General features: G+C 58.7%; 19 protein-coding genes, 2 tRNA genes and 1 other RNA gene. 10 read left to right on the top strand and 12 right to left on the bottom strand.

The features are described 5' to 3' along the window. Positions 1-16: 16 nt before the first annotated feature. Positions 17-2203: a DNA polymerase III subunit gamma/tau gene (gene dnaX / locus KSP9073_RS12950; RefSeq protein ID WP_108843344.1), complete on the bottom strand. Its 2187-nt coding sequence runs from the start codon at positions 2201-2203 to the stop codon at positions 17-19. 260 nt (positions 2204-2463) lie between these two features. Next, positions 2464-2560, bottom strand: an RNA gene (gene ffs / locus KSP9073_RS12945) — signal recognition particle sRNA small type. Positions 2561-2776: 216 nt separating this feature from the next. On the opposite strand from ffs, the gene KSP9073_RS12940 reads away from it, so the two are divergent. The 4 genes from KSP9073_RS12940 to KSP9073_RS12925 all read left to right on the top strand — a co-directional run bounded on the left by KSP9073_RS12940 (position 2777) and on the right by KSP9073_RS12925 (position 6765). After that, positions 2777-3445: a response regulator transcription factor gene (locus tag KSP9073_RS12940; protein WP_108843343.1), complete on the top strand. Its 669-nt coding sequence runs from the start codon at positions 2777-2779 to the stop codon at positions 3443-3445. A 3-nt stretch (positions 3446-3448) separates the two neighbouring features. Further along, on the top strand, positions 3449-4816 hold the full coding sequence (locus tag KSP9073_RS12935; RefSeq protein WP_108843342.1) for a sensor histidine kinase: 1368 nt from the start codon (positions 3449-3451) through the stop codon (positions 4814-4816). A 41-nt stretch (positions 4817-4857) separates the two neighbouring features. Continuing rightward, on the top strand, positions 4858-5931 hold the full coding sequence (locus tag KSP9073_RS12930; RefSeq protein WP_165814253.1) for an ABC transporter substrate-binding protein: 1074 nt from the start codon (positions 4858-4860) through the stop codon (positions 5929-5931). 72 nt (positions 5932-6003) lie between these two features. Beyond that, positions 6004-6765: a TlyA family RNA methyltransferase gene (locus KSP9073_RS12925; protein ID WP_108843340.1), complete on the top strand. Its 762-nt coding sequence runs from the start codon at positions 6004-6006 to the stop codon at positions 6763-6765. 4 nt (positions 6766-6769) lie between these two features. Here the strand turns inward: KSP9073_RS12925 and mscK are convergent, their stop codons facing one another. Further along, on the bottom strand, positions 6770-10159 hold the full coding sequence (gene mscK / locus KSP9073_RS12920) for a mechanosensitive channel MscK (RefSeq protein ID WP_279310075.1): 3390 nt from the start codon (positions 10157-10159) through the stop codon (positions 6770-6772). Between the two features lie 201 nt (positions 10160-10360). On the opposite strand from mscK, the gene KSP9073_RS12915 reads away from it, so the two are divergent. From KSP9073_RS12915 to KSP9073_RS12900, 4 genes are all read left to right on the top strand, one after another. Further along, positions 10361-11278, top strand: a complete 918-nt coding sequence (locus tag KSP9073_RS12915) for a phospholipase A (RefSeq protein WP_108843338.1) — start codon at positions 10361-10363, stop codon at positions 11276-11278. Between the two features lie 94 nt (positions 11279-11372). Then, the gene (locus tag KSP9073_RS12910) at positions 11373-11699 is read left to right on the top strand and encodes an ElaB/YgaM/YqjD family protein (protein WP_086901261.1); all 327 of its coding nucleotides are present in this window, start codon (positions 11373-11375) and stop codon (positions 11697-11699) included. Further along, the gene (locus KSP9073_RS12905; protein WP_108843337.1) at positions 11699-12124 is read left to right on the top strand and encodes a phage holin family protein; all 426 of its coding nucleotides are present in this window, start codon (positions 11699-11701) and stop codon (positions 12122-12124) included. The genes KSP9073_RS12910 and KSP9073_RS12905 overlap by 1 nt, the downstream gene beginning before the upstream one ends. After that, positions 12111-12392: a YqjK-like family protein gene (locus KSP9073_RS12900; RefSeq protein ID WP_108843336.1), complete on the top strand. Its 282-nt coding sequence runs from the start codon at positions 12111-12113 to the stop codon at positions 12390-12392. Before KSP9073_RS12905 ends, KSP9073_RS12900 begins: the two co-directional genes overlap by 14 nt. A gap of 51 nt (positions 12393-12443) precedes the next feature. Here the strand turns inward: KSP9073_RS12900 and KSP9073_RS12895 are convergent, their stop codons facing one another. Together KSP9073_RS12895 and gnd are read right to left on the bottom strand one after the other, a co-directional pair. After that, positions 12444-13625, bottom strand: a complete 1182-nt coding sequence (locus KSP9073_RS12895) for a BaiN/RdsA family NAD(P)/FAD-dependent oxidoreductase (RefSeq protein WP_108843335.1) — start codon at positions 13623-13625, stop codon at positions 12444-12446. Positions 13626-13723: 98 nt separating this feature from the next. Further along, positions 13724-14719, bottom strand: coding sequence for a phosphogluconate dehydrogenase (NAD(+)-dependent, decarboxylating) (gene gnd / locus KSP9073_RS12890; protein WP_108843334.1), 996 nt, complete (start codon positions 14717-14719; stop codon positions 13724-13726). Between the two features lie 355 nt (positions 14720-15074). Between gnd and KSP9073_RS12885 the strand changes: the two genes are divergently transcribed. Together KSP9073_RS12885 and KSP9073_RS17635 are read left to right on the top strand one after the other, a co-directional pair. Next, positions 15075-16346 (top strand): acyltransferase family protein, encoded by a 1272-nt coding sequence (locus KSP9073_RS12885; protein WP_165814252.1) that lies wholly within the window; start codon positions 15075-15077, stop codon positions 16344-16346. A gap of 423 nt (positions 16347-16769) precedes the next feature. Then, positions 16770-16913 carry a hypothetical protein gene (locus KSP9073_RS17635; RefSeq protein WP_165814251.1) on the top strand — a complete coding sequence of 48 codons (144 nt, stop codon included), beginning with the start codon at positions 16770-16772 and terminating at the stop codon, positions 16911-16913. Between the two features lie 51 nt (positions 16914-16964). Here the strand turns inward: KSP9073_RS17635 and KSP9073_RS12880 are convergent, their stop codons facing one another. From KSP9073_RS12880 to KSP9073_RS12850, 7 genes are all read right to left on the bottom strand, one after another. After that, entirely contained in the window at positions 16965-17258 is a 294-nt protein-coding gene (locus KSP9073_RS12880; RefSeq protein WP_108843332.1) for a hypothetical protein, read from the bottom strand. Positions 17259-17539: 281 nt separating this feature from the next. Further along, positions 17540-17627: transfer RNA gene (locus tag KSP9073_RS12875), tRNA-Ser, on the bottom strand. Between the two features lie 73 nt (positions 17628-17700). Next, entirely contained in the window at positions 17701-18261 is a 561-nt protein-coding gene (locus KSP9073_RS12870; protein WP_108843331.1) for a nitroreductase family protein, read from the bottom strand. A gap of 14 nt (positions 18262-18275) precedes the next feature. Next, positions 18276-19100, bottom strand: coding sequence for an NADPH-dependent 7-cyano-7-deazaguanine reductase QueF (gene queF / locus KSP9073_RS12865; RefSeq protein WP_108843330.1), 825 nt, complete (start codon positions 19098-19100; stop codon positions 18276-18278). 2 nt (positions 19101-19102) lie between these two features. Continuing rightward, complete coding sequence (locus KSP9073_RS12860; protein WP_108843329.1) at positions 19103-19876, bottom strand: ABC transporter permease; 774 nt, start codon at positions 19874-19876, stop codon at positions 19103-19105. Next, positions 19876-20829 carry an ABC transporter ATP-binding protein gene (locus KSP9073_RS12855; protein WP_108843433.1) on the bottom strand — a complete coding sequence of 318 codons (954 nt, stop codon included), beginning with the start codon at positions 20827-20829 and terminating at the stop codon, positions 19876-19878. Before KSP9073_RS12855 ends, KSP9073_RS12860 begins: the two co-directional genes overlap by 1 nt. A gap of 315 nt (positions 20830-21144) precedes the next feature. After that, a tRNA-Glu gene (locus KSP9073_RS12850) sits at positions 21145-21220 on the bottom strand. Between the last annotated feature and the right edge of the window lie 29 nt (positions 21221-21249).

Below are 21249 nucleotides of genomic sequence, written 5' to 3'. Positions count from 1 at the left end.
TTGTCGATCGCCATGGTCAGCTGTTACCAGCATCATCCCGCTCGAACGAGGTCACGCTGCGCTCCAGCAGACGGGCGCCGAATACTTCCTGTAGAGACTGAATATGCGGGTCATCACGCAAGGCTTCAATGGCACGCTGCAATCGCGCCTTTTCAAGCCTTGCACGGCGGCGGGCAGGCGTTTCGATCTGTTCATCTATCTCGCCCACCTCAATACTGACCCGGCGCGACAGACCGCGCGCGGCCAGGGCCTTTTCAAGACGCTCCCGATGTACTTCGGCATTCATGGCGCTCTGGGAGTGGTGCAACCACATCCCGAGATGCTGACCATCATCATGGCGCACAATGCAGTTGGCCACCAGATTGGCGGTCATGCCTGAAAGCCCGAGCCCGGGAAAGAGTTCAAGCCAGCCCGCGTTGTCGATCGGCGTATGATCTGCCTTGACCGGGAGGGCATGGTGGCCGACCTCGGCGTTTGACGTTTCATCGTCTTTCGGCGCCTCCGGCTCATCCAGGGAGGGTTCATCGGAAAGCCCTTCAACCATCGCCGCCAGTGCCTGAGCCTGACCTGCGGCATAATCGCCGACCGCTTCGTTCATGTACTCATCAAGCGGGGCGTCCTGCTCATCGTCATCGACCAGGACCTCACTGCCCGGTTCTACCGGCGGTGCCTGAGCGGGTGCCGCCCCAAACAGGGCCTGATGGGTATCCGACACCTCGGGCACCTCAGGCGTGACGCCCGGCTGAGGATGATCAGCGGGCACATCCTCCCCGACCTCCTCATGAAACGCCTCGCCATAGGCGGCGCTCTCTGCAGCGTCGGCCAGCGAGGCCGCCGCGTCATCGTCATTCCAGGGCGGCGCGGGAACCGGCGCGGAAGCCGACGCTGAAAATTCAACATGAGAGGTCTCGGGCGCAGCCACCTCAACCGGCGCTGTCGGGGGCGACATCGGAGGCTCGGGGGCGAGCGCCTGCGCCGCCGGGTCGTCCGATTCAGATGGCTCATCGGCAGGGGTTTCCTGCGGGCCCTCCTGGTGGGCCGCGGCGGTATCCGTCGAAGGCGTCGGCGTCGACACGTTACCGCGTATCGGCAGCGGCTTGTGATCCGGAGCTGGGGCGCCCTGCGGGCGGAAGGCCAGCATGCGCAGCAGCGTCATCTCCAGCGCCGTTCGCTGCTCCGGAGCATTGTCCATGTCACCGCGGCCGTTCAGCGCAATCTGATAGTAAAGCTGCACGTCTTCGGGCGTGAAGTGCGCAGCCAGTGCGACCAGCGCCTCGCGATCCCCCTGGGCATTGTCCAGTGCCGCCGGCACCATTTGCGCGATGGCCAGCCGGTGAAAGACGCCACACAGGGCATCCAACACACCCGCAAAGTCGGGACCCTGCTCGGCCAGATGCGCCACTCTTGCCAGCACGTCAGCGGCATCGCCTCCGGCCAGCGATTCGGCCAGCGCCAGAATCTGGCGATGATCCAGCGTGCCGAGCATCGCGATGACATCGTGTTCACGCACTTCACCATGACCAAAGGCAATGGCCTGATCGGTCAGCGACATGGCATCGCGCATCGAGCCATCGGCGGCACGGCCCAGCAGCCAGAGCGCTGCGGTATCAAAGGCGGTCTGTTCCTGAGTGAGCACATGGCCAAGATGGTCGACGATGCGCTCGGGCGTCATGCGCTTGAGGGCAAACTGCAAACAGCGCGACAGCACCGTAATGGGCAGCTTCTGCGGATCGGTGGTCGCCAGCAGAAAGCGTACGTGCGGTGGTGGCTCTTCCAGCGTCTTCAAAAGCGCATTGAAACTGTGGGTCGACAGCATGTGCACCTCATCAATGAGGTACACCTTGTAACGTCCTTGGGTGGGCGCGTACTGCACGTTATCAAGCAGCTCGCGGGTATCTTCAACGCGGGTACGAGAGGCGGCGTCCACCTCGATCAGATCGACAAAGCGACCCTGATCGATGTCCTGACACGTTCGGCACTGACCGCATGGGCGTGACGTGACGCCGGTTTCACAGTTCAGGCACTTGGCCAGAATGCGGGCCAGCGTGGTCTTGCCCACCCCACGCGTCCCGGTAAACAGATAGGCATGATGCAGCCGCCCCTGATCAAGCGCATTGACCAGCGCACGACTGACATGCTCCTGTCCTATCAGCTCATGAAATGTGCGCGGCCGCCATTTGCGGGCCAGTACCTGATAGCTCATGCAGCGCGATAGCCTGTAATCAAAGCGGTGAAGTGTCGACGCACGCAAGGGTCGTCGATCCGATGGATAGGCCGACCATTCTATCGGCTGGACGTACACGCGCCAATCAATCCCTGCCAGGGGCCGGTGTCATTGTTGCCGCGTGGCGGCAGGGCAAAGGTTCGAACACGCAGAAACAGGCAGACAGCAAAAGAGTGTCGGCTCGAAGGTCGAATCGAAAATCAATACAGGAGGAGGTCATTGCAGAGAAGGGTGGCGACCCTCAACAGCCACATCCCGGCACACGCATCCATCACTACCGTTGCTCCCTTCCGGGCCTGGCGGGGTTCGCGATATCGCGTTGCGAGAGGACCATCAAGGGTCACCATCACCGGAGGTCAGGGCATGATATTTGCCGGCCACTGGCCAGCCCCTGATCAACCGAGCGCGCATCTTAACAGCACGGTTCCCACCATCGCAAGCGATGCCGGCAAACGATCACGGATGCCAGCAAACGATCACAACAGTCGTGATACGCCACCCGCCCAGGGTAGACTCCCCTCTTCTTTTGCGTTCGGTCGCTGCGGAGCCTTCATGGCGCTACTGCTCATCGAAGATGATGTGCTGCTGGCACAGACTCTTGAAACCCTGCTGCGTGAGCATGATGATCAGGTAGACGTCATGACGCGCGGTGATCACGCCTGCGACTACCTCATAACTCCCCGAAGGCTTGATCTGGTGATTCTGGATCTCAACCTGCCCTATCGCAGCGGCCTTGAGGTACTCACCACCCTGCGTGGACATGATCGCCTGACCCCGGTGCTGATTCTGACCGCCCGCGCCTCGGTTGAGGACCGCGTGGCCGGTCTGGATCTGGGTGCTGATGACTACCTGACCAAGCCCTTCTCGCTCAGTGAGTTCGAGGCACGCGTACGTGCCCTTTTGCGCCGTGCACGGCCGACGGCCCCTGACACCCTGGCGCTGGGTCAGCTCATGCTACACGTGCCGACCCAGCGGCTGGAGCTGAACAAGACTGCCATGGCACTTCCCTCCCGCGAACAGCACCTGCTCGCCTGTCTGCTGCGCCACGGTGAACAGATCATCAGCCGCGCGGATCTCATGCTCGAAGCCTTCGGCGGCGATGATCTGCCGGGAGACAATGCCCTTGAGGTCTATATTCATCGGCTGCGTCGACGCCTGGAGGGCAGCGATGTCCGCATTCGCACCGTACGTGGCATGGGCTATCGTCTGGAGTTGAACTAGACCGTGTCCCCTGCTGCCAGTCTTCATCGGCGCCTTCTGGGCGGGCTCACCGTGCTGTTACTGCTGACCTGTGTCCTGCTGCTGCTCCAGTCCTGGTACAGTGCGCAGCGCAGCGCCGATCGTGTCCATGATCGTTTGCTGTCATCAGCCGCCCAGGTCATGAGCGATCATGTCAGCTGGCGCGATGGCCGACTCTGGTTTGATGTGCCCGCCTCGGCACTCAACATGCTGGCCCCTCAGGGCGATGAGCGGGTTTTTTATACGCTGGTTGACCATAAGGGACACGCTGTCAGTGGCAATGCCGATCTCAACGCGCTGATGTCGCCCCTGCCGACACCCGGCACCTTCCGCACCGTTTCGGCCAACCTCAATGGCCTGTCACTGCGCGTCGGGGCGCTGGGCGCTCGCCTGACCGCCTGGCATCACCGCGAACCCTATACTCTGCTGGTGGCACATACACTGGAAGCGCGTCGGGCCATGACCCTGGCACTGTTTCGCGACAGCAGCCTGCGCCTGGCGGGCATCGTAGTGCTGGCGCTGGCAGGGCTATTGATGACCCTGCGTCTGGCCCTGAATCCCCTGGCGCATCTGCGTACGAAATTAAAGGCCCGCTCGGCGCACGATCTTTCGCCGATCGACATGAGCGTGCCGCGCGAGCTTCAGGAGCTGCTTGAGGCGCTGAACGCCCTTCTGGCCCGCCAGCGACAGGTGCGCATTCACGAGCAGCGCTTTATCGGTGACGCTTCCCATCAGTTGCGCACGCCTCTGGCCGGTATCGCCGCCAGCGCAGAGCTGGCCCTTCGAAGCAGTGACACGGCCCACTGGCAGCAGGCCCTGCAGGAAATACAGGGTGGCACCCGACGCGCTACCCGCCTGGCCGAGCAGCTGCTGTCACTGACACGCCTTGACTCCCCGCAGGCGCCCTTGACGCGACAACCGGTATCACTGGAGACACTCGCCCGGGAGACGCTGATACGTTTTCTGCCCGCCGCCGACCGCGCCGGCATTGATCTGGGTCTTGCCGAGCACTGCCCGGCGCTGACCGTCCAGGGCGATGACTGGCAGCTTGAAGAAGCGCTGAGCAATCTGATCGACAATGCCCTGCGCTACGCCCGCAGCCGGGTGACCGTGGGCATCGATGCCACCGACCGCGTGCTTTATGTCGAAGACGACGGCCCGGGCATCCATGCCAGCGCCCGGGCGGAGGTCCTGCGTCCGTTTTACCGTGATCAGGAGCAGGGGCCCGGCAGCGGCCTGGGGCTGGCCATTGCCGACGGGGTGGCCCGGACCCATGACGGTCACATGATCATGAGACACGCGGCCAATGGTGATTTCATGATTGGTCTACATCTGCCCGAGACTGCCTGCTGATGCCGAATGCCCTCAGGACCCTGTACCGCACGGCGTTGATCATGGTGTCCGTGATACTGCTGATACCCGTGGTGACCGCCAGCGCCGATGAGCGCTGCGCATCGTCACCGGGCCATATGCGGTGTCAGGGCAAGGGCAGCGAGAGGCTCAACATTCAGGGCGTTGTAGAGGCCGATGTTCTGCGTCCGGTGCTCGAAGCGTTTCACCAGCGCTACCCGCAGATCACGCTGGACTACCGCGATGCCTCACGTGGCGAACGCCGGAAACCCGAGGGGGTACCACGCGACGTCGATCTTTTGATGTCCTCGGCCATGGCGCAGCAGTACCAGCTGGCCAACGCAGGCCTGGCCCAGTCGCTGGGCGATGGTGTGGTCAACCCTGTCTGGCCGGACAGCGCCCGCTGGCGCGACGAGCTCATCGGGCTGACCCATGAGCCGCTGGTCATGGTTTATCGTCGGGAACTGGCTGACATGGGCCCGCCGCCAGTGGATCACGCCAGCCTGTTGACGTTTTTGAATCACCATCGCAACGCGCTGACCGGGCGCATCGTGACGTACGACCCGGCTCGAAGCCCGACCGGCTTTATGGCCGTGGCGCAGGATGTGGCGCGCTCCACGGAGGCCTGGACGCTTTTCGAGGCCATGGGCAAGGCCGACACTCAGCTGGTGGATTCCACCGCCGCGATGCTCAAGGGGCTGATCGAGGGTCGCTATCTGATCGGCTATAACCTGATGGGCTCCTACGCCCGCCGCGCCGTTCAGAGCCATCCCGAGCTGGTTCTGCAGGTCCCTGATGATTACGCCCTGGCCCTGCAAAGACTGGCCCTGATTCCGAAAACGGCGCCGCATCCCGACATGGCCCGACGCTTTCTGGCCTTTATCACCTCAAGTGAGGGCCAGCAGATCATGACCACCCGAACGCCGCTGGGCAGTCCGCTGCCGACCGATGACAACGCCACGCCTGCCGCTACCTCACTGGAGCCCATTCAACTGGTGCCGGGGCTTCTGGCGCTGATTGACCCGCTCAAACGGGAGGCACTGCTACATCGCTGGCAGATGATCTTTACGCCTCATGATCCTGCCGGCTCGCATGCCGACACAGGCGAGGTAGAATAGCGTTTATCAAGGGCCCGGACATTGGCGGCGGGCCATCACCCCCTTGCACCGCAGGACATGAACATGAGCAGGATGGTACGTGTCGATCAGCTTCTGGTCGCCCAGGCACTGGTACGTTCACGCACGCGCGCCCAGCGCCTGATTCGCCACGGCCGGGTACAGCTGATCCAGGCAGGGCAGCCGCGTACCCTGACCCGGCCCGGCGAGAAGCTGCCCGAAGAGAGTGAGTTTCATGTCGTGGAGGACCCCGAGGAGCGCTACGTCTCCCGGGCCGGGCTCAAGCTTGAAGCCTTGCTCGAAGCCACCGGCATGGCACCAGAAGGGCTGACCCTGCTGGACGTGGGCCAGTCGACGGGGGGATTTACCGACTGCCTGCTTCATCATGGCGCCGCGCGCGTGATCGGCATCGAAGTCGGTCACGATCAGCTGGACTCACTGTTGCGCGACGATGAGCGGGTGCACTGCATGGAAGGCGTCAATGCACGCCACCTGCCTGTCGAGCAGATCATGGCGCTGGCCCCCGACGGGCTGGCGGGGGCGGTCATGGACGTGTCGTTCATTTCCCAGACGCTGATCATACCCGAACTGGCCAGGCTGCTGCCGGCCGGTGCGCACCTGCTCAGCCTGGTCAAGCCACAGTTCGAGCTCTCCCCCGAGCAGATCGGCAGTGGCGGCATCGTGCGCGATGCACGCCACTACGAGCAGGTCGAAGCGCGTCTACGCACCTGCTGTCAGCAGACAGGTTTTACTCTGCACTACTGGGGCGACAGCCCGATTACCGGAGGAGACGGCAACCGGGAGTTTTTAATGCATGCCACCCGCAACGCTTGTTGACCTGTCAGGTCAGCTCGCCGGGCGAGGCATCGCCCGGGTCACCATCGTGCGCACTGCTGGCATGAGGTGACGGGCGACCATCCCGTGTGGCCCGCTTCTGCACCAGACGCCTGTCGCCCTTTTCGTTGTGCAGCCAGACATCCATTTGCTGAAAGGCCACACGCAGCTCATTGGTGCGGAACTCGGCATCCACCCGACGATTGATCTCATCAGTCACCACCAGCCGGTCCACCAGCTCGTTGACAAACACCCGCAGCTCGAAATTGAAGGCGCTCTGACTGTATGCCATGCAGAACACCTGCGGCTCGGGGTCGGTCAGCACCTTGGGATGTTCATCGGCAATACGCCGCAGGATCCTGTGTGCAAGATCGAGATCAGTGCCGTGCGCCACGCCGAAGGTCAGCACCACGCGCGTGATGTTGTCGGTCAGCGACCAGTTGATCAGCTGATCGGTCACGAAGGTCTTGTTGGGGATGATGATCTCCTTGCGATCAAAATCCGTCACCGTCGTGGCGCGAATCCGAATCCGGCTGACCGTGCCATGAAGATTGCCCAGCGTAATGGTGTCGCCGATACGGATCGGGCGCTCGAACAGGATGATCAGACCCGAAATGAAGTTGGCAAAGATTTCCTGCAGGCCAAAACCAAGCCCGACCGACAGCGCCGCCACCAGCCACTGCAGCTTGTCCCAGGTGACGCCCAGCGTCCCCAGTGCCGCCACGATTCCGCTGCCGACAATGGTGTAGGACAAAAGCGAGGTAACCGCATAGGCACTGCCCTGCTTGAGGTTGAGCCGGGAGAGCACCATGACCTCCAAAAGCCCCGGCAGGTTGCGCGCCATGATCACCATCAGCCCGACAATGATCAGGGCCGTCATCACATCGGCCAGCGTCACCACATTGACATTACCACCGGCTGCATCGCTTTCGCTGATTTGACCGATGCTGACGTTATCCAGATAGGACAGCACGCCCAAGAGATCAGCCCAGACCAGATACAGCACGCTGATAAAGATCAAAAACAGAATCAGCTTGGACAGGCGCAGCGACTGCTGGTTGACCTGCTCCATGTCCAGCGGCGGCTCATCGACAAGCTCTACACCGCTTTCAGCAGCACTGTCACGGCCCTGAGCGCGACGACGAGCAACCGCGCGCCGGTAGGCCAGCCGCCGGGCCGCCACCGCCAGCCCCCGGACCACACTGGCCTCGACCAGAAGCCACAGCGCCAGAATATAAAGCGTCAGGATAAAGCGGCCACACAGGCGCAGCGCCGTGTATTCATAGCCAAAAAGAATCATGCCGATCAGGGCCAATGGCACCATGGAAAGTGTCACCCCCAGCAGCAGCCGGAAAAGACGCACGCCCATCCACGGCACATGGGCAAGAATCAGGCGCAGCATGAAAACGCTCATGCCCACCAGCCCCACCAGCATAATCAGAAGGGCCAGCGGCTGCTCGGCCAGTCGGCCATCGGCCTGCTCGGCAATGCTGGCCACCATGACCACCGGCGCCACACTGCAGCCCAGCCAGAAGATATTGCGTCTTAGCTGGTCAACGTAGGACGCCGGCCAGTGAAAATGGCGGGTTGCTACCCCATCCGGCACCAGCAGACGCCGAATCAGGCCAAACACCTGCACGGCAAGCGCCAGCTGCAAAAGTGCTCGTCCTAGCGAGACGGAAAACCCTTCGCCGCCCAGCCATAGGGCGACACCGGCCGTCAAAAGGATCAGGGGCGGCGTTGAGGACAAGATGAGATTGAGCACGATGGCCCGTGGCGTATGCAGCTGCGTATCCCGCTTGAGGCGGCCGATCTGGTTGTGCAGCTCCAGCAGATAGGCCTTGATGCGACGGCGGAAAAAGGCCATTAACCCGGCAACGATCAGTAGCGGCACTGCCAGCAGCGCATGTGCAGACGGCATGATCCACAGCGAACTCAGTGTCTGAAACCACTGGCCGCCCAACAGCTGATTGCCGAGACGCTTCGGCAGATCCTTGAGCCATGACAGTCCCAGCGGCTGTCCGTTGGCGACCCAGAACAGCTGCTCTTCGATGGTGTCGCGCACCGAATGACTGATATCGACCAGCTGCTGCTGATTGAGCTGGACATCAATGGCCCGGCTCAACAGGTTGCCATACTCCCGATCCAGCTGATCGAGCAGGTCACGACGCATCTCCAGCGTCTGCAATAGCACCTGACGCGCCTGGGGTGTCAGCGGTTCCTCACCTTCAAGCTGGCTTTCGATATAATTTGAAGGATTGGCCAGCGCCTGACGCAGCTGCCCGATATCAAACTGACGAAGCCGTAGATCGCCGATCTCTTCCTGAAGACTGTTCTGATTCTGAACATCGGGCAGCGATCCACGCTGCTGACGCAGCACGCGCGACAGCAAAAGACTGCCACGCAGGGCCTCGATCTGCTCATTGAGCGTGCGTTCGACCTGACGCACCTGCTCAAGCCGGGCACGGGTGTTGATGACATCGCGAATCATGGTATTGGCGCGATCAGTGGTGCGTAAAAGCTCCTGGGCCAGCGCCTGGTTCTGCGCACGGGCCTCATCCACCACCGGGTTGCTGATGCGGTCGTTATCACCAATATGAGCCGCCTCGGCGATGGCCTGCTCCGAGGCATCGCGGCGCTTCTGGTTAATCGCTTCCTGTAGCACCAGCAGCGTGTTCTGGTTGATATCGATCTGGCGCGCCAGAAGCTCTCGATGCACCTGATTGACGTCACGCAGTATCGTACTGTTGGCCAGCTGACGCTCTCCCAGCTCGATGCGGGCGTCCAGCAGCGCCATGCGCGCATTGACCAACTGGCGTCGTTCGCTGCTCGGAGCACTGCCATCGTTGGACTCCAGCGAATCGCTGAGCTGTTGCTGCTCATGACGAGCATCACTGATGGTGGCCTGTACCCGTTCCGGCAGGGTCTGAGCGCTGATCAGGGCCCGCGAGACCTCGCTGAGCTGATCCTGCTGGCGCTTGAGATCCTCAATGGTGCTCCCAAGGCGCTGCTCCAGCTGCTCGAGCGAACTCTTGCCCAGCGCCTCACTATTCAGCGCGCGATCACTTTCCAGCCCCTGCAGCTGATTTTGATACTGTCGCCGCTGACGGTCAGCCTGATTGACCCTGTCCTCAAGCGCGGCCTGTTCCTGCTGCGTGCTCTCCAGCGCACCCAGTGCCTCTCGCGTCTTGTTCAGCGTCTCGAGCGTCTGCTGGCCGGCAGCGCTCTGGGCGTCACCGCCCTCAAGCTTTTTTATCTGTTCGTCGATGGATTGACGAGACGGAATGTCCTGCTCATCGGCCAGCGCCCAGGGTGCCGTCAGACATAGCATTAAAATCGTTAAAAACAGTATGCCCCGATATCTCGAGGCCCTGACAGGTTTTACCACGCTGGCCATACCCCACATGAATGAACATCTCTGGATTAGAACTTCCTGTGCAGACATAATATCGATCTACCAGGAAATAACTAAAACGCTGCCCGGGACGGCCGATAATGACGGTCATCCCGACAGCGCCTGCCCCACCCTTGGGCATGTCGAACTCAGGGCGCCATGATAATCTCATCACGACGCCTGTCATCTCTGGAATGGATCTTTATGACTCATCATGTTCAACGTCTGGTAGTAAAGTCCCTTCTACTGGGGCTCATGACAGGCAGCGGGCTGGCCGGTGCCGCAGAAAACGATACCGATACCCTTGCCATGCAACGGGATCGGGACAGGGAGGCGCTTGAGCGCCAGGCGACAATGAACCCGGTCGCCATCACGGTCTACAAGCGCAACTATTTGATGCCGTATACCTACAACACGCGTCCAAATGAAAGGGCATTCAGGGAAATCACCGAAGACAGCGATATCGATCGCGGCGAAGTCAAGTTTCAGTTCAGCGTCAAGGTCGGCCTGCTTGATGACGTCTTCGGCGATAACGGCGATCTGTATTTTGCCTACACGCAGCGCTCCTGGTGGCAGGCCTTCAATGGTGATGCCTCCTCGCCCTTTCGCGAAACCAATTATGAGCCGGAACTTTTCATGAGTTTCGACAACAGCACCGTGCTGGGCGGCTGGACCAATACGGCCAATCGCGTGGGTTTTGTGCATCAGTCCAACGGCCGCTCAGATCCGCTGTCCCGCAGCTGGAACCGTATTTATGTCGACAGCATCTGGCAAACGGGTAACTGGACCTTGTCCGTGGCGCCTTTCTGGCGTATTCCGGAATCCGAAAATGACGATGATAACCCGGATATCGAAAACTACGTGGGCTATGCCGACATCACGACGAGTTATCTCTTCAGCAACCAGCATGAAGTCAGCTGGCTTGCCCGCGGCAACCCGGCCAAGGGCAATTACGGCAATCAGATCGATTACTCGTTCCCACTGCATGGCAAGATCCGTGGCTTTGTGCAGTACTACGAAGGCTATGGAGAAAGCCTGATCGACTATAATCATTACAATCGGCGCATCGGTCTGGGCTTTTCACTCAACACGTCATTTCTGGGCATTCCGGACACCATTTAAGGCCATTGTCTAACCTGCGATGTCTTTACATTGATGCCGCCGCCCAGGCTGCTATGATGAGTAGGCAATTTTATTGTCAACGGAGGGACATCGCATGGCCATGAAGCCTATCAGGGGTAATGAACACGAAAGCCAGGAGCAGCTGCGCGAGGATCTGCGTCAGCTCTCCAGCACGATCGAGGAGTTGATGCATGCGACTGCCGATGACTCCCGTGAAAACGTGGCGCGTCTTCGTGAACGCGCAGAAGCCAAACTTGTAGAAACCCGCCAGCGCCTGTCTGCCAGCGGCGAGCGTGTTCGTCATCAGGCACAGGACAGCATGGAATGTGCTGATCAGTACGTACGCAGCAATCCCTGGAAAAGTGTCGGCTATGGTGCGGCGCTGGGTGTCGTGGTAGGCCTGATTCTCGGTCGCAGCTGATGTCTTCCGGTAGCGGCCCTGCCGAACGCGTTATCCTGGCCGCGCGGCGTCTTCTACGAAATCTTCTGGATACCGGCGAGACGCGCTTGCGTCTCGCTGTTATCGAGCTTCAGGAAGAACGCGCAAGGCTCTTTTCGCTGCTGTTGCTCTCGGGCATTGCCCTGATGCTGTTTGCCTTCGGCATCGGCATGTTGATGCTTCTGATCATCGTGGCCTTCTGGCAGGATCATCGCCTGCTGGCCATTGGCATCGCTGCCGGCGTACTGATCGTCTCGGGTCTTCTGGTGGCGCTACGCGTGCGCTCCATTTCGCGTGAACCAAGTCTTTTGCGCTCAACGCTTGCGCGCTTTAGCGAAGACAAGGAACTGCTGGATCAGACGCGCATCGACCACACTCGTGTGGGAGAACGCCATGAAGAAAGCTGAACTGGCCGCTCGGCGCCATCGCTTTGAACAGCGCATCATGCAGGAGCGCCTTCAGATCACAAGCGCCATACGTGACTGGAATGAAGCGACTGCCCCGATCGATCATGGATGGCAGCAGATTTCTCGCTACAAGGGTCCGATCCTTCTGGGCTCGGGCCTTCTGGTGACCATGCTGTCACGCAACAAGGGCCGAGTCGGCCGGTTGTTCAAGCGCTCCATCGTTGTCTATACAATGGCGCGCCGTGCCAAAAAGATGATCGGCCGCTAGTCATGCTCATGACGTCACAGCAGCCTTTTCCTGAGCGCAGGTACCGCACTCTTAGAGTGCCTGCGCGCAGGCATATCCCGAAGCCCAGGCCCACTGAAAATTGAACCCGCCCAGCTGACCCGTCACATCAAGCGCTTCTCCAATGAAATGCAGGCGCGGCCAGCCCTGAACAGCAAAACTCTTTGAAGAAATGGCGCGGGTGTCAATGCCGCCAATGGTGACCTCTGCCGTACGCCACCCTTCCGTGCCGGCCGGTTTGATAGTGAAATCCGAGATCTGTCGGGCAAGCGTTTCAAGTTTCTGGTTGCTGTAGTCTGCCATGCTACCGGAAAGCCCCAGCCACTCTTCCAGCGCCTGCGCCAGCCTTTTGGGCAGATGCTCACTCAGCCAGCCACCCGGCGTTTTTCTGGACGCGTCCTGACGTACGCCTTTAAGCGTGGCAAACAGATCACCCACGTCCGGCAGCCAGTTGATGTGAACCTCCTGACCGCCCTGCCAGTGACTCGATGCCTGCAATATGGCCGGTCCTGAAAGGCCGCGATGTGTCAGGAGCGTGGCATCGCGATAAGTCCCTTCACCACATCGTACGATGGTTGGGGCAGAGACACCCGACAGCGCCGCCATGCGCTCTTTCCATGGCATATCAAGCGTCAGCGGCACCAGCGCCGGACGAGGCTTGATGACCTCAAGGCCGTATTGACGGGCAATGTCATAGGCAAAACCGGTCGCCCCCAGGGTTGGAATCGAGAGCCCACCGGTCGCGATGACCAGCTTGTCTGCCAGTACCTGTCCACTTGAGGTCGACAGCACAACGCCTTCGTCCTGAACATCCACGCGCTCAATTGACGTCGACAGCCTGAGCTCTACGCCGGCCCACTGGCATTCGGTCAACAGCATGTCCACGATCGGCTGACTGGAATCGGCACAAAAAAGCTGTCCCGGTGCCTTTTCGATCGGCTCAATACCATGACGTTCGACCATTTCCACGAAATCGCCAGGCGTATAGCGCTTGAGGGCAGAAATGGTGAAATGCGGATTATTCGAGAAAAAATGGCCGGGGGCCGTTGCCATGTTGGTGAAGTTGCATCGCCCGCCACCTGACATCAGGATCTTCTTGCCGGGGCGTTTGACGTGATCCAGCAGCAGAACACTCCTGCCGCGATAGCCGGCCTGCAGGGCGCACATCATGCCTGCGGCACCGGCACCAATGATCACTACATCCCAATGACTCATTCGCTTTTCATGTCTCCATCGGATGCCCTGGGGCCTGTTTCGGACAAAAGAGAAAGGGGCCGCAAAAGCGGCCCCTGTTCATTTAATACGTTAAAGGCTTATTCGGTTGGCGACATGGGCGTTTCCACATGCCCGCCAAACTGCTGACGCATAGCGGACAGCAGTTTTTCACCGTAGGTATTATCGCTGCGCGAACGAAAACGCGTAAAGAGCGCACTGGTCAATACGTTGGCAGGGACAGCCTCTTCAATGGCCGCCTCGATCGTCCAGCGCCCCTCACCCGAATCGTTGACCTGGCCGCTGTACTGTTCGAGATCATGATCTTCGGACAGGGCGATCGAGGTAAGATCCAGCAGCCAGGAGGAGATCACGCTGCCACGGCGCCACAGTTCAGCAATGTCTGCCAGATCAAGATCATAGCGCTCGCCTTCAGGAAGCGTCTCAAGATTACGATTCTTGAGAATATCAAACCCTTCGGCATAGGCCTGCATCATGCCGTACTCGATGCCGTTGTGAACCATCTTGACGAAGTGGCCGGAACCGACCGGACCACAGTGCAGATACCCCTGTTCGGCGCGGCCATCAAAACGCTCGCCTTCACGACCCGGGGTCTTTTCGATATCGCCGGTGCCGGGCGCAAGCGTTGCGAAAATGGGGTCCAGACGCTCGACAATGTCCTTCTCGCCACCAATCATCAGGCAATAGCCACGTTCACGGCCCCATACGCCGCCAGAAACGCCGACATCAACGTAATGCAGGTCCTTCTCGGCAAGCTCGCGAGCGCGACGGACATCGTCCTTGAAAAAGGCATTACCGCCCTCGATCAGGGTATCGCCCGGCTCAAGCTGTTCCGACAGCTTGCTGATGGTGGACTCGGTAATCTCGCCTGCCGGCAACATCAGCCAGATATTACGCGGCGCGGGAAGCCTTTCCACCAAAGCCTTCAGGGAATCTGCGCTGTCGGCGCCGTCCTTTTCAAGCGCTTCTCTTGCCTCATCACTGGTATCGAACACGGCGCATTCGTGACCGGCGTCCATCAGGCGACGCGTAATATTGCCGCCCATTCTGCCAAGACCAACAATTCCTAGTTTCACTATCGCGCTCCCGTCTCGTTGCCAGTCAGGCCGCCAGGCCCAACAACGTCAATATCGTGATCAAGAGTTTAACAAAGGAGCCGGTTTTCTGCCTCTTGCCACCGGCTTATACCTGCCGCGAGTTGATAGTTAAAAACTATACATCCTTTTCAGCTATGCCGATGTGCTCAGGCTTTTATATGAGCCTTAAGGCGCACATACGGGCGCGCAACATGGCACAGAGCCGGCATTTATATGAGGCAGGCTATCCATTACCGTAAAGCTGTCAAGGTTACGAATAGTGACTTAAAGAATCATTATGCAACGTTTAGCGGACATGCCTGTCATGACAAGTCCAACAGGGAGTGGAAATACCATGCACCGGGAAAAGTTTGTTGCTCTGGACTGGTTGCGATTTGCACTGGCGATTTACCTGGTGCTTTTCCATACCCTCAAGGAGTATGGCGATATCAAGGCAGTACAGTGGATATACAGCAGCATGAGTCTGGGCTTTTACTCCACAAGCACCTTCTTTATCCTTTCCGGGTTTCTGCTGGCGCATGTGTATATCGGCAGGGACCAGGGACGCCATCTTGATTACAAGCGTTTCTGGATCAAGCGCTTTGCCTCACTTTACCCTATCCATATTCTTGCCCTGATCATTGTGCTGCCACTGGTGGTCATCAATGCAGGCGGCATTACCCAGATTACGGTCACCCCCAATACCAACGACTGGGCGGAAGGCGGCAGCATGGCCTCCCACGCACTGGGTACAAGCGGCTTTTTGAGTAACCTTTTGCTGCATGTCAGCCTGCTGCATGCCTGGAGCCCCTTTTACACCACCTTTAATTTTGCGACCTGGTCACTATCGGCCCTGTTCTTCTTTTATCTGGTGTTTCCCTTTATCGGCCCTGCGCTGGCACGCATTCGTCGCCCCCTGCTGGCCCTCGTTGCCATTGGCCTCATCTACGCCCTGCCGGCGTTATACATGTTTTTGACAGGCACCAATGACAATGTCGTTGCGCACGGTCTTATGCACCGTAACCCACTTTTCCGCCTGCCCGAATTTCTCGCCGGCGTCGTCCTGCATCAGGTTTATTTGCGCCACAAGTCACTGATGGCGACGCTTTTCAGCGCACGCGGTACGCTTGCCTGTATCGGCTTTATCCTGGGATGCTTTGCCTTCAGTGCATGGATTCATGCTGAAGTTCGAGGCAGCTGGTATTACCTGCTGCATAACGGTCTGCTGCTGCCTTCCCAGCTGCTGCTGGTATTGATGTGTGCCTGGTTTCAACCCGACAGCAATACGGCGCAGGCAAGACTGGCAACACGCCTGGGCGTGGCCTCGCTGTCCATTTTCGCCCTGCATACGCCGCTTAACATGGTTTCTTCGAAGATTGAAAAACTGGTACAGGCCTCCATTGAAATATTCACCACTCAGGCGCCCGTTTCTATATCGTCATTGATCCAGCTGGCAGGCGAACAAACGCGGGAACTGTGGATGTACCCGTTTTTTCTGGCAGGCGTTGTGGTGGTGTGCGTGCTCTTTCAGGAGCAGCTGGTGAATCGGATGCGCATGGCCATTCAGGACAGGCTTTTGAACAGGCAAAAGCGTGCGCGCCACGATCTTTATCATGGCCATGCCTGATACGAGCACGATGTGACAGTATGAAAGTCCACCATGAACGAGAAAGCACGCTTTCTTAACTAAACTTTTGTTACCAAAAGACATAATTTGTGTAACAATAGATCAACGTTGCGGGTGAATAACCACGACGATATTTTCAGGCCGGTCACGCACCCTCGCAACCGGTCTTTTTTTATGTCTGGAGTAAATCGAAAAAGCCCTGCCCCAAGCGCTGAATAAACTTTTTCAAAAACAGGCACATCCCTGTGCAGAAGGTATTCCGTGACCGTCCAGGCATCCTGCCCATTTGCAGTATCCAGCATTTGCTTTAGCTATACTTGATACACGTCAAGATGACACAAAGCGTTACCATCCAGATTGTTGTTAAAATATTTCCCTGCAAGCCATCTACACCGAAATTGAGCTGCCGACCTCGATATCGACATGCTGGAAACCGCCATCCTAGAACTCAGCCTTGCAAAGTCCATTGGCGCCGCTGATGACCTTCTGTCCGGCAGGATTGGCGGGTGGCGGGTGGTCGACGTCAATCGCTGGCGCGCAAGAAACGAAGCAGGCGTCAACTCATGACAAGAGCGCCCAGCGAATCGCCAGGCGCCCTTGAGTCCTGTCCTTTCCCTATTACTTGATCAGTTTCCCCCAGTCCTCGTCGATCTCTTCCACCACGATATTGATCATGCAGCGATGAAGATCCGATTGCTCATCACTCACATGGTATTCAAACAGGCGGCTTTTCACCCGACCGGCAAAGCTCTTTTCCTCTACACCGACGTGGTTGATACGCACGTTATCGCCCACGGCCGGCAGGGTCGGTGGCTTGGCAGTCTGTTCATCAGTAATCTGAACGGCGTCGCCGGTATCTATCGGTTGCTCGGCACCTTTGGGAAGATACTGGTAATTGAAAAAATAGCGCATGGTCTCTCCTGAGTGGTTTGCTGTCTCAAGGATGGATCGGAAACGCGCTGCCGGACAGGTCGATTTTCTGGATCATTGATGTCGAGTGACTATCTACCCAAAACATTAAAGGGGAACCAGGCATTGGCCTGGTTCCCCTTTAATGTTTTGAAGCGATGGCATGAAAAGGCTGTTGCTCAGGGTGCCCTGCCCTTCAGCATAAGCCAGACCGCGCCTATTGCCTCATGTCATTTTTTAGACATGAAAAAGCCGGCTACAAGAGCCGGCTGATTCTGAATGCGTGGCGGAGAGGGAGGGATTCGAACCCTCGAAGCCTTGCGGCTTACACACTTTCCAGGCGTGCTCCTTCGACCACTCGGACACCTCTCCGCATTGTCATCCGCGCAGACTTGTCTGCGAGAACGGCGCACATCCTGACATGACGGCCTGATAATTGCAAGCCTTAAGCCTCGATACGCTCGACAAAATCGCGAGGGTCGAGCGGCCTGGGCATCCGGTCTCCACCGGCGCAATGCCCCAGATAGAGAAAACCCACAAGCTCATCCTCACCCTCAAGCCCCATTGCCTGATGCACACTGTGATGGTGCGCAAAACCGCCGGTACGCCACATGGCGCCAAGCCCCTGGGCATGCGCGGCGTAAAGCATGGCGTGAGCTGCACAACCGGCCGAGATGACCTGCTCGATACGCGGCACCTTGTGATCCTGCCTTACCGCCGCGATGACAGCAATCACCACAGGAGCACGCAAGGGCTTGCTGCACGCTTTCTCGAGCGTTTTATCACTGACCTCCGGGTTATCGACCTGCTCGGCGCACGCAAACATCGCCCCGAGTGCCTCACGCCCGGCGCCGGTGTATTCGATAAAGCGCCAGGGACGCAGCTCACCGTGATCCGGCGCGCGCAGGGCGGCGCGATAGATCAGTTCCATTTGCTCGGGCGTGGGGGCCGGCCCCTCCAGCTTGCCGTGCGACTCACGATCCAGCAGTAATGCCATGGCGTCCATTATGCTCTCCTGCCTTACTGGCGCATCAGGCGCAGTGTCTTGATGGGCGTCTCACCCGGCAGCGCTCGCCATGGGCTGATGTCCAGCCCGCCCCGGCGTACATAACGTGCCATGACCAGCAACTGATCCGGCTCGGCCTCACGCAGAATGTCCATGAACATGCGCTCGACGCAATGCTCGTGAAACTCCTGATGCTCGCGAAAGGAGATGATGTAGGCCAGCAGGGCATGATGATCGAGCGCCGGGCCGCGATAGCGAATCAGCACGCTGCCCCAGTCGGGCTGACCCGTGACCGGGCAGTTGGACTTCAGCAGGTGCGAGTGCACGGTTTCTTCAACGATTTCGTTGTCGGTGATAATCAGCTCGGGGTCGGGCTGATAGGTATCCACCTCGACCTCAAGATCATCCAGACAAAGACCTGGCAGGCGCCCGGGGGCCAGTGCCATATCATCCACGCCAAACAGCGTGACCTCCACCTCGGCATCCACCACGCGTGACAGGTCCTGCCTGAGCACCCGGCGCACCTCGACAGAAGAGGCAAACCGGGTCTGATTGAAGCTGTTGAGATAGAGCTTCCAGGACTTGGACTCGATCAGATGCGTCGAACTGGCAGGCACCCGAAAGCGTGCGATGGCCACTACCGGCTTGCCGGTCGGCGTCAGCCAGGACAGTTCAAAGGCCTGCCATTCATCCTCCCCTTCAAAGGGAAGATCATCCTCATCAAGATCCAGCGACGCCCGGTTGACACTGCGCGCGATGGGAAAAAGCAGTGACGGGTCGTACTCGGTGATGTAGGCACTGGTCTGTCCCAGTGGTGCATCCTTCAGGTCGTCGCTCATGATCAGCTACGCAGCCCCTTGCCACGGCGCAGCAGCCACATGGCTGCGGAGAAGAAAATTACGATAAACACCGCAATGGCCCCGACAGCTGCGCCAACATTGATATCGGAAACGCCAAGGATACCGTATCGGAAAGTATTGACCATATACAGAATCGGATTGATCAGGGAAACGTTCTGCCAGAACTCCGGCAGCGTGTGGATCGAATAGAACACGCCGCCCAGATAGGTCAGAGGGGTCAGCACAAAAATGGGCACAATCGAGATGTCATCGAACTTCTTGCCCAGCAGCGCATTGATAAACCCCCCGATCGAAAAAAGAATCGCGGTCATGATCACGACCAGAATGGTCAAAAACGGATGATGAATCTGCAGATCGGTGAAAAAAAGCGATACCGCGGTCACGATAATGCCCACCGCCAGCCCGCGTGCCGAGCCGCCGATGACAAAGCCCGACAGCACCAGCCAGTTGGGCATAGGCGAGATAATCATCTCTTCCACGCTGCGCTGAAACTTGCTGCCAAAAAACGAGGACGCCACATTGGAGTAGCTGTTGGTGATGACCGACATCATGATCAGGCCGGGCACGATATAGTCCATGTAATCCACGCCATCCATCTTCCCGATACGGGCACCGATCAGGTTGCCGAAGATGATGAAATACATCGTCATCGTGATGGAAGGCGGCAGCAGCGTCTGCGGCCAGATACGCATGAAGCGGCGAATTTCGCTGCGCACGATGGTCCAGAGCGCCACCATCATCTGTCGAGTGTTCATCAGCGAATGCCTCCCTGCTGCCCTTTCGTGTCGTTGCTGCCTTCTACCATGCGCACAAAAAGCTCCTCGAGCCGATTGGCCCGATTGCGCATCGATACCACCTCGATATTTTGCTCACTCAGACGTGCAAAGGCGTCGTTGATACGCTGCCCCTTGTCGACCGACAGCGCCAACTGAGCGTCATCCAGCCGTTCCACATCAAAGCCTTCAATCACCGGGGAGTGCGTGACCGGCGAGGCCAGGTCCAGCACGAAGGTCTCGCGACTGAGCTGGCCCAGAAGCTCGCGCATACTGGTGTTATGCACAATTTCGCCATGATTGATGATGGCAATATTGCGACACAGGCTTTCCGCCTCCTCCAAATAGTGTGTGGTGAGGATGATGGTGGTGCCTTCCTGCTCGTTGATGCGCTTCATGTATTCCCACATGCTGCGGCGCAGTTCGATATCCACGCCGGCCGTAGGCTCATCAAGAATCAGAAGTCTTGGACGGTGGATCAGGGCGCGCGCGATCATCAGGCGTCGTTTCATGCCGCCGGAGAGCATGCGCGCGGCGTCATGACGCTTGTCCCAGAGCCCGAGATCTTCCAGCAGCTGGTGAGCGCGGTCTTCGGCCTGACGACGTGGAATGCCATAGTAGCCGGCCTGGGTCAGTATGATGTCTTCAACCTTTTCAAACTGGTTAAAGTTGAACTCCTGAGGTACGACGCCCAGATGGTAGCGAGCACGGGCAAAATCGCGATCGACATCAATACCGTAAATCGACACCTCGCCGGCGGTCTTGCGGACCAGCGAGCTGACCACACCGAGCGTGGTGGATTTGCCGGCCCCGTTGGGACCCAACAGCGCAAAGAAATCGCCCTGCGGCACTTCCAGATCGATGCCCTTGAGCGCGTGAAAATTGTTGTCGTAAACCTTGGTCAGGCCTCTTATGGAGAGGGCAGCATGCACAATCAGAACTCCATGACGATCAGAAATATCGCCGCGAACGTGCGCACTCAAGGGTGAGCCACGTCACCCTGCAGGGCAGAGCAGAAAAAGGCGGCGACAGGGGGACGCCCGACGCGGGGGCGTTGAAATGAAAGCATCATTTATCGAAACGCCATTCAGCGTCGTTTAAAGAGATGCGTAATACCAGGCAATCATGATAGTCGAACACGCGATGCACGGCACTGATCAACCATAAAAAAGCAGATGACCGGCATTGCCCTGAAACCGCAGGCAAGGGCGACATGATCACTCGAATGGAAATGCAGAGGCCTGCAGAAGTGGCGTCCCATAGGGGGTTCGAACCCCTGTTACCGCCGTGAAAGGGCGGTGTCCTGGACCACTAGACGAATGGGACGTATTGACGCAAACAAAAGAAACCGATCG

The organism is Kushneria phyllosphaerae (assembly GCF_900312995.1).
Taxonomy (GTDB): Bacteria; Pseudomonadota; Gammaproteobacteria; order Pseudomonadales; family Halomonadaceae; genus Kushneria; species Kushneria phyllosphaerae.
The sequence above is the reverse complement of the archived record's forward strand: the minus strand, read 5'-3'. Positions and strand labels throughout refer to the sequence as shown.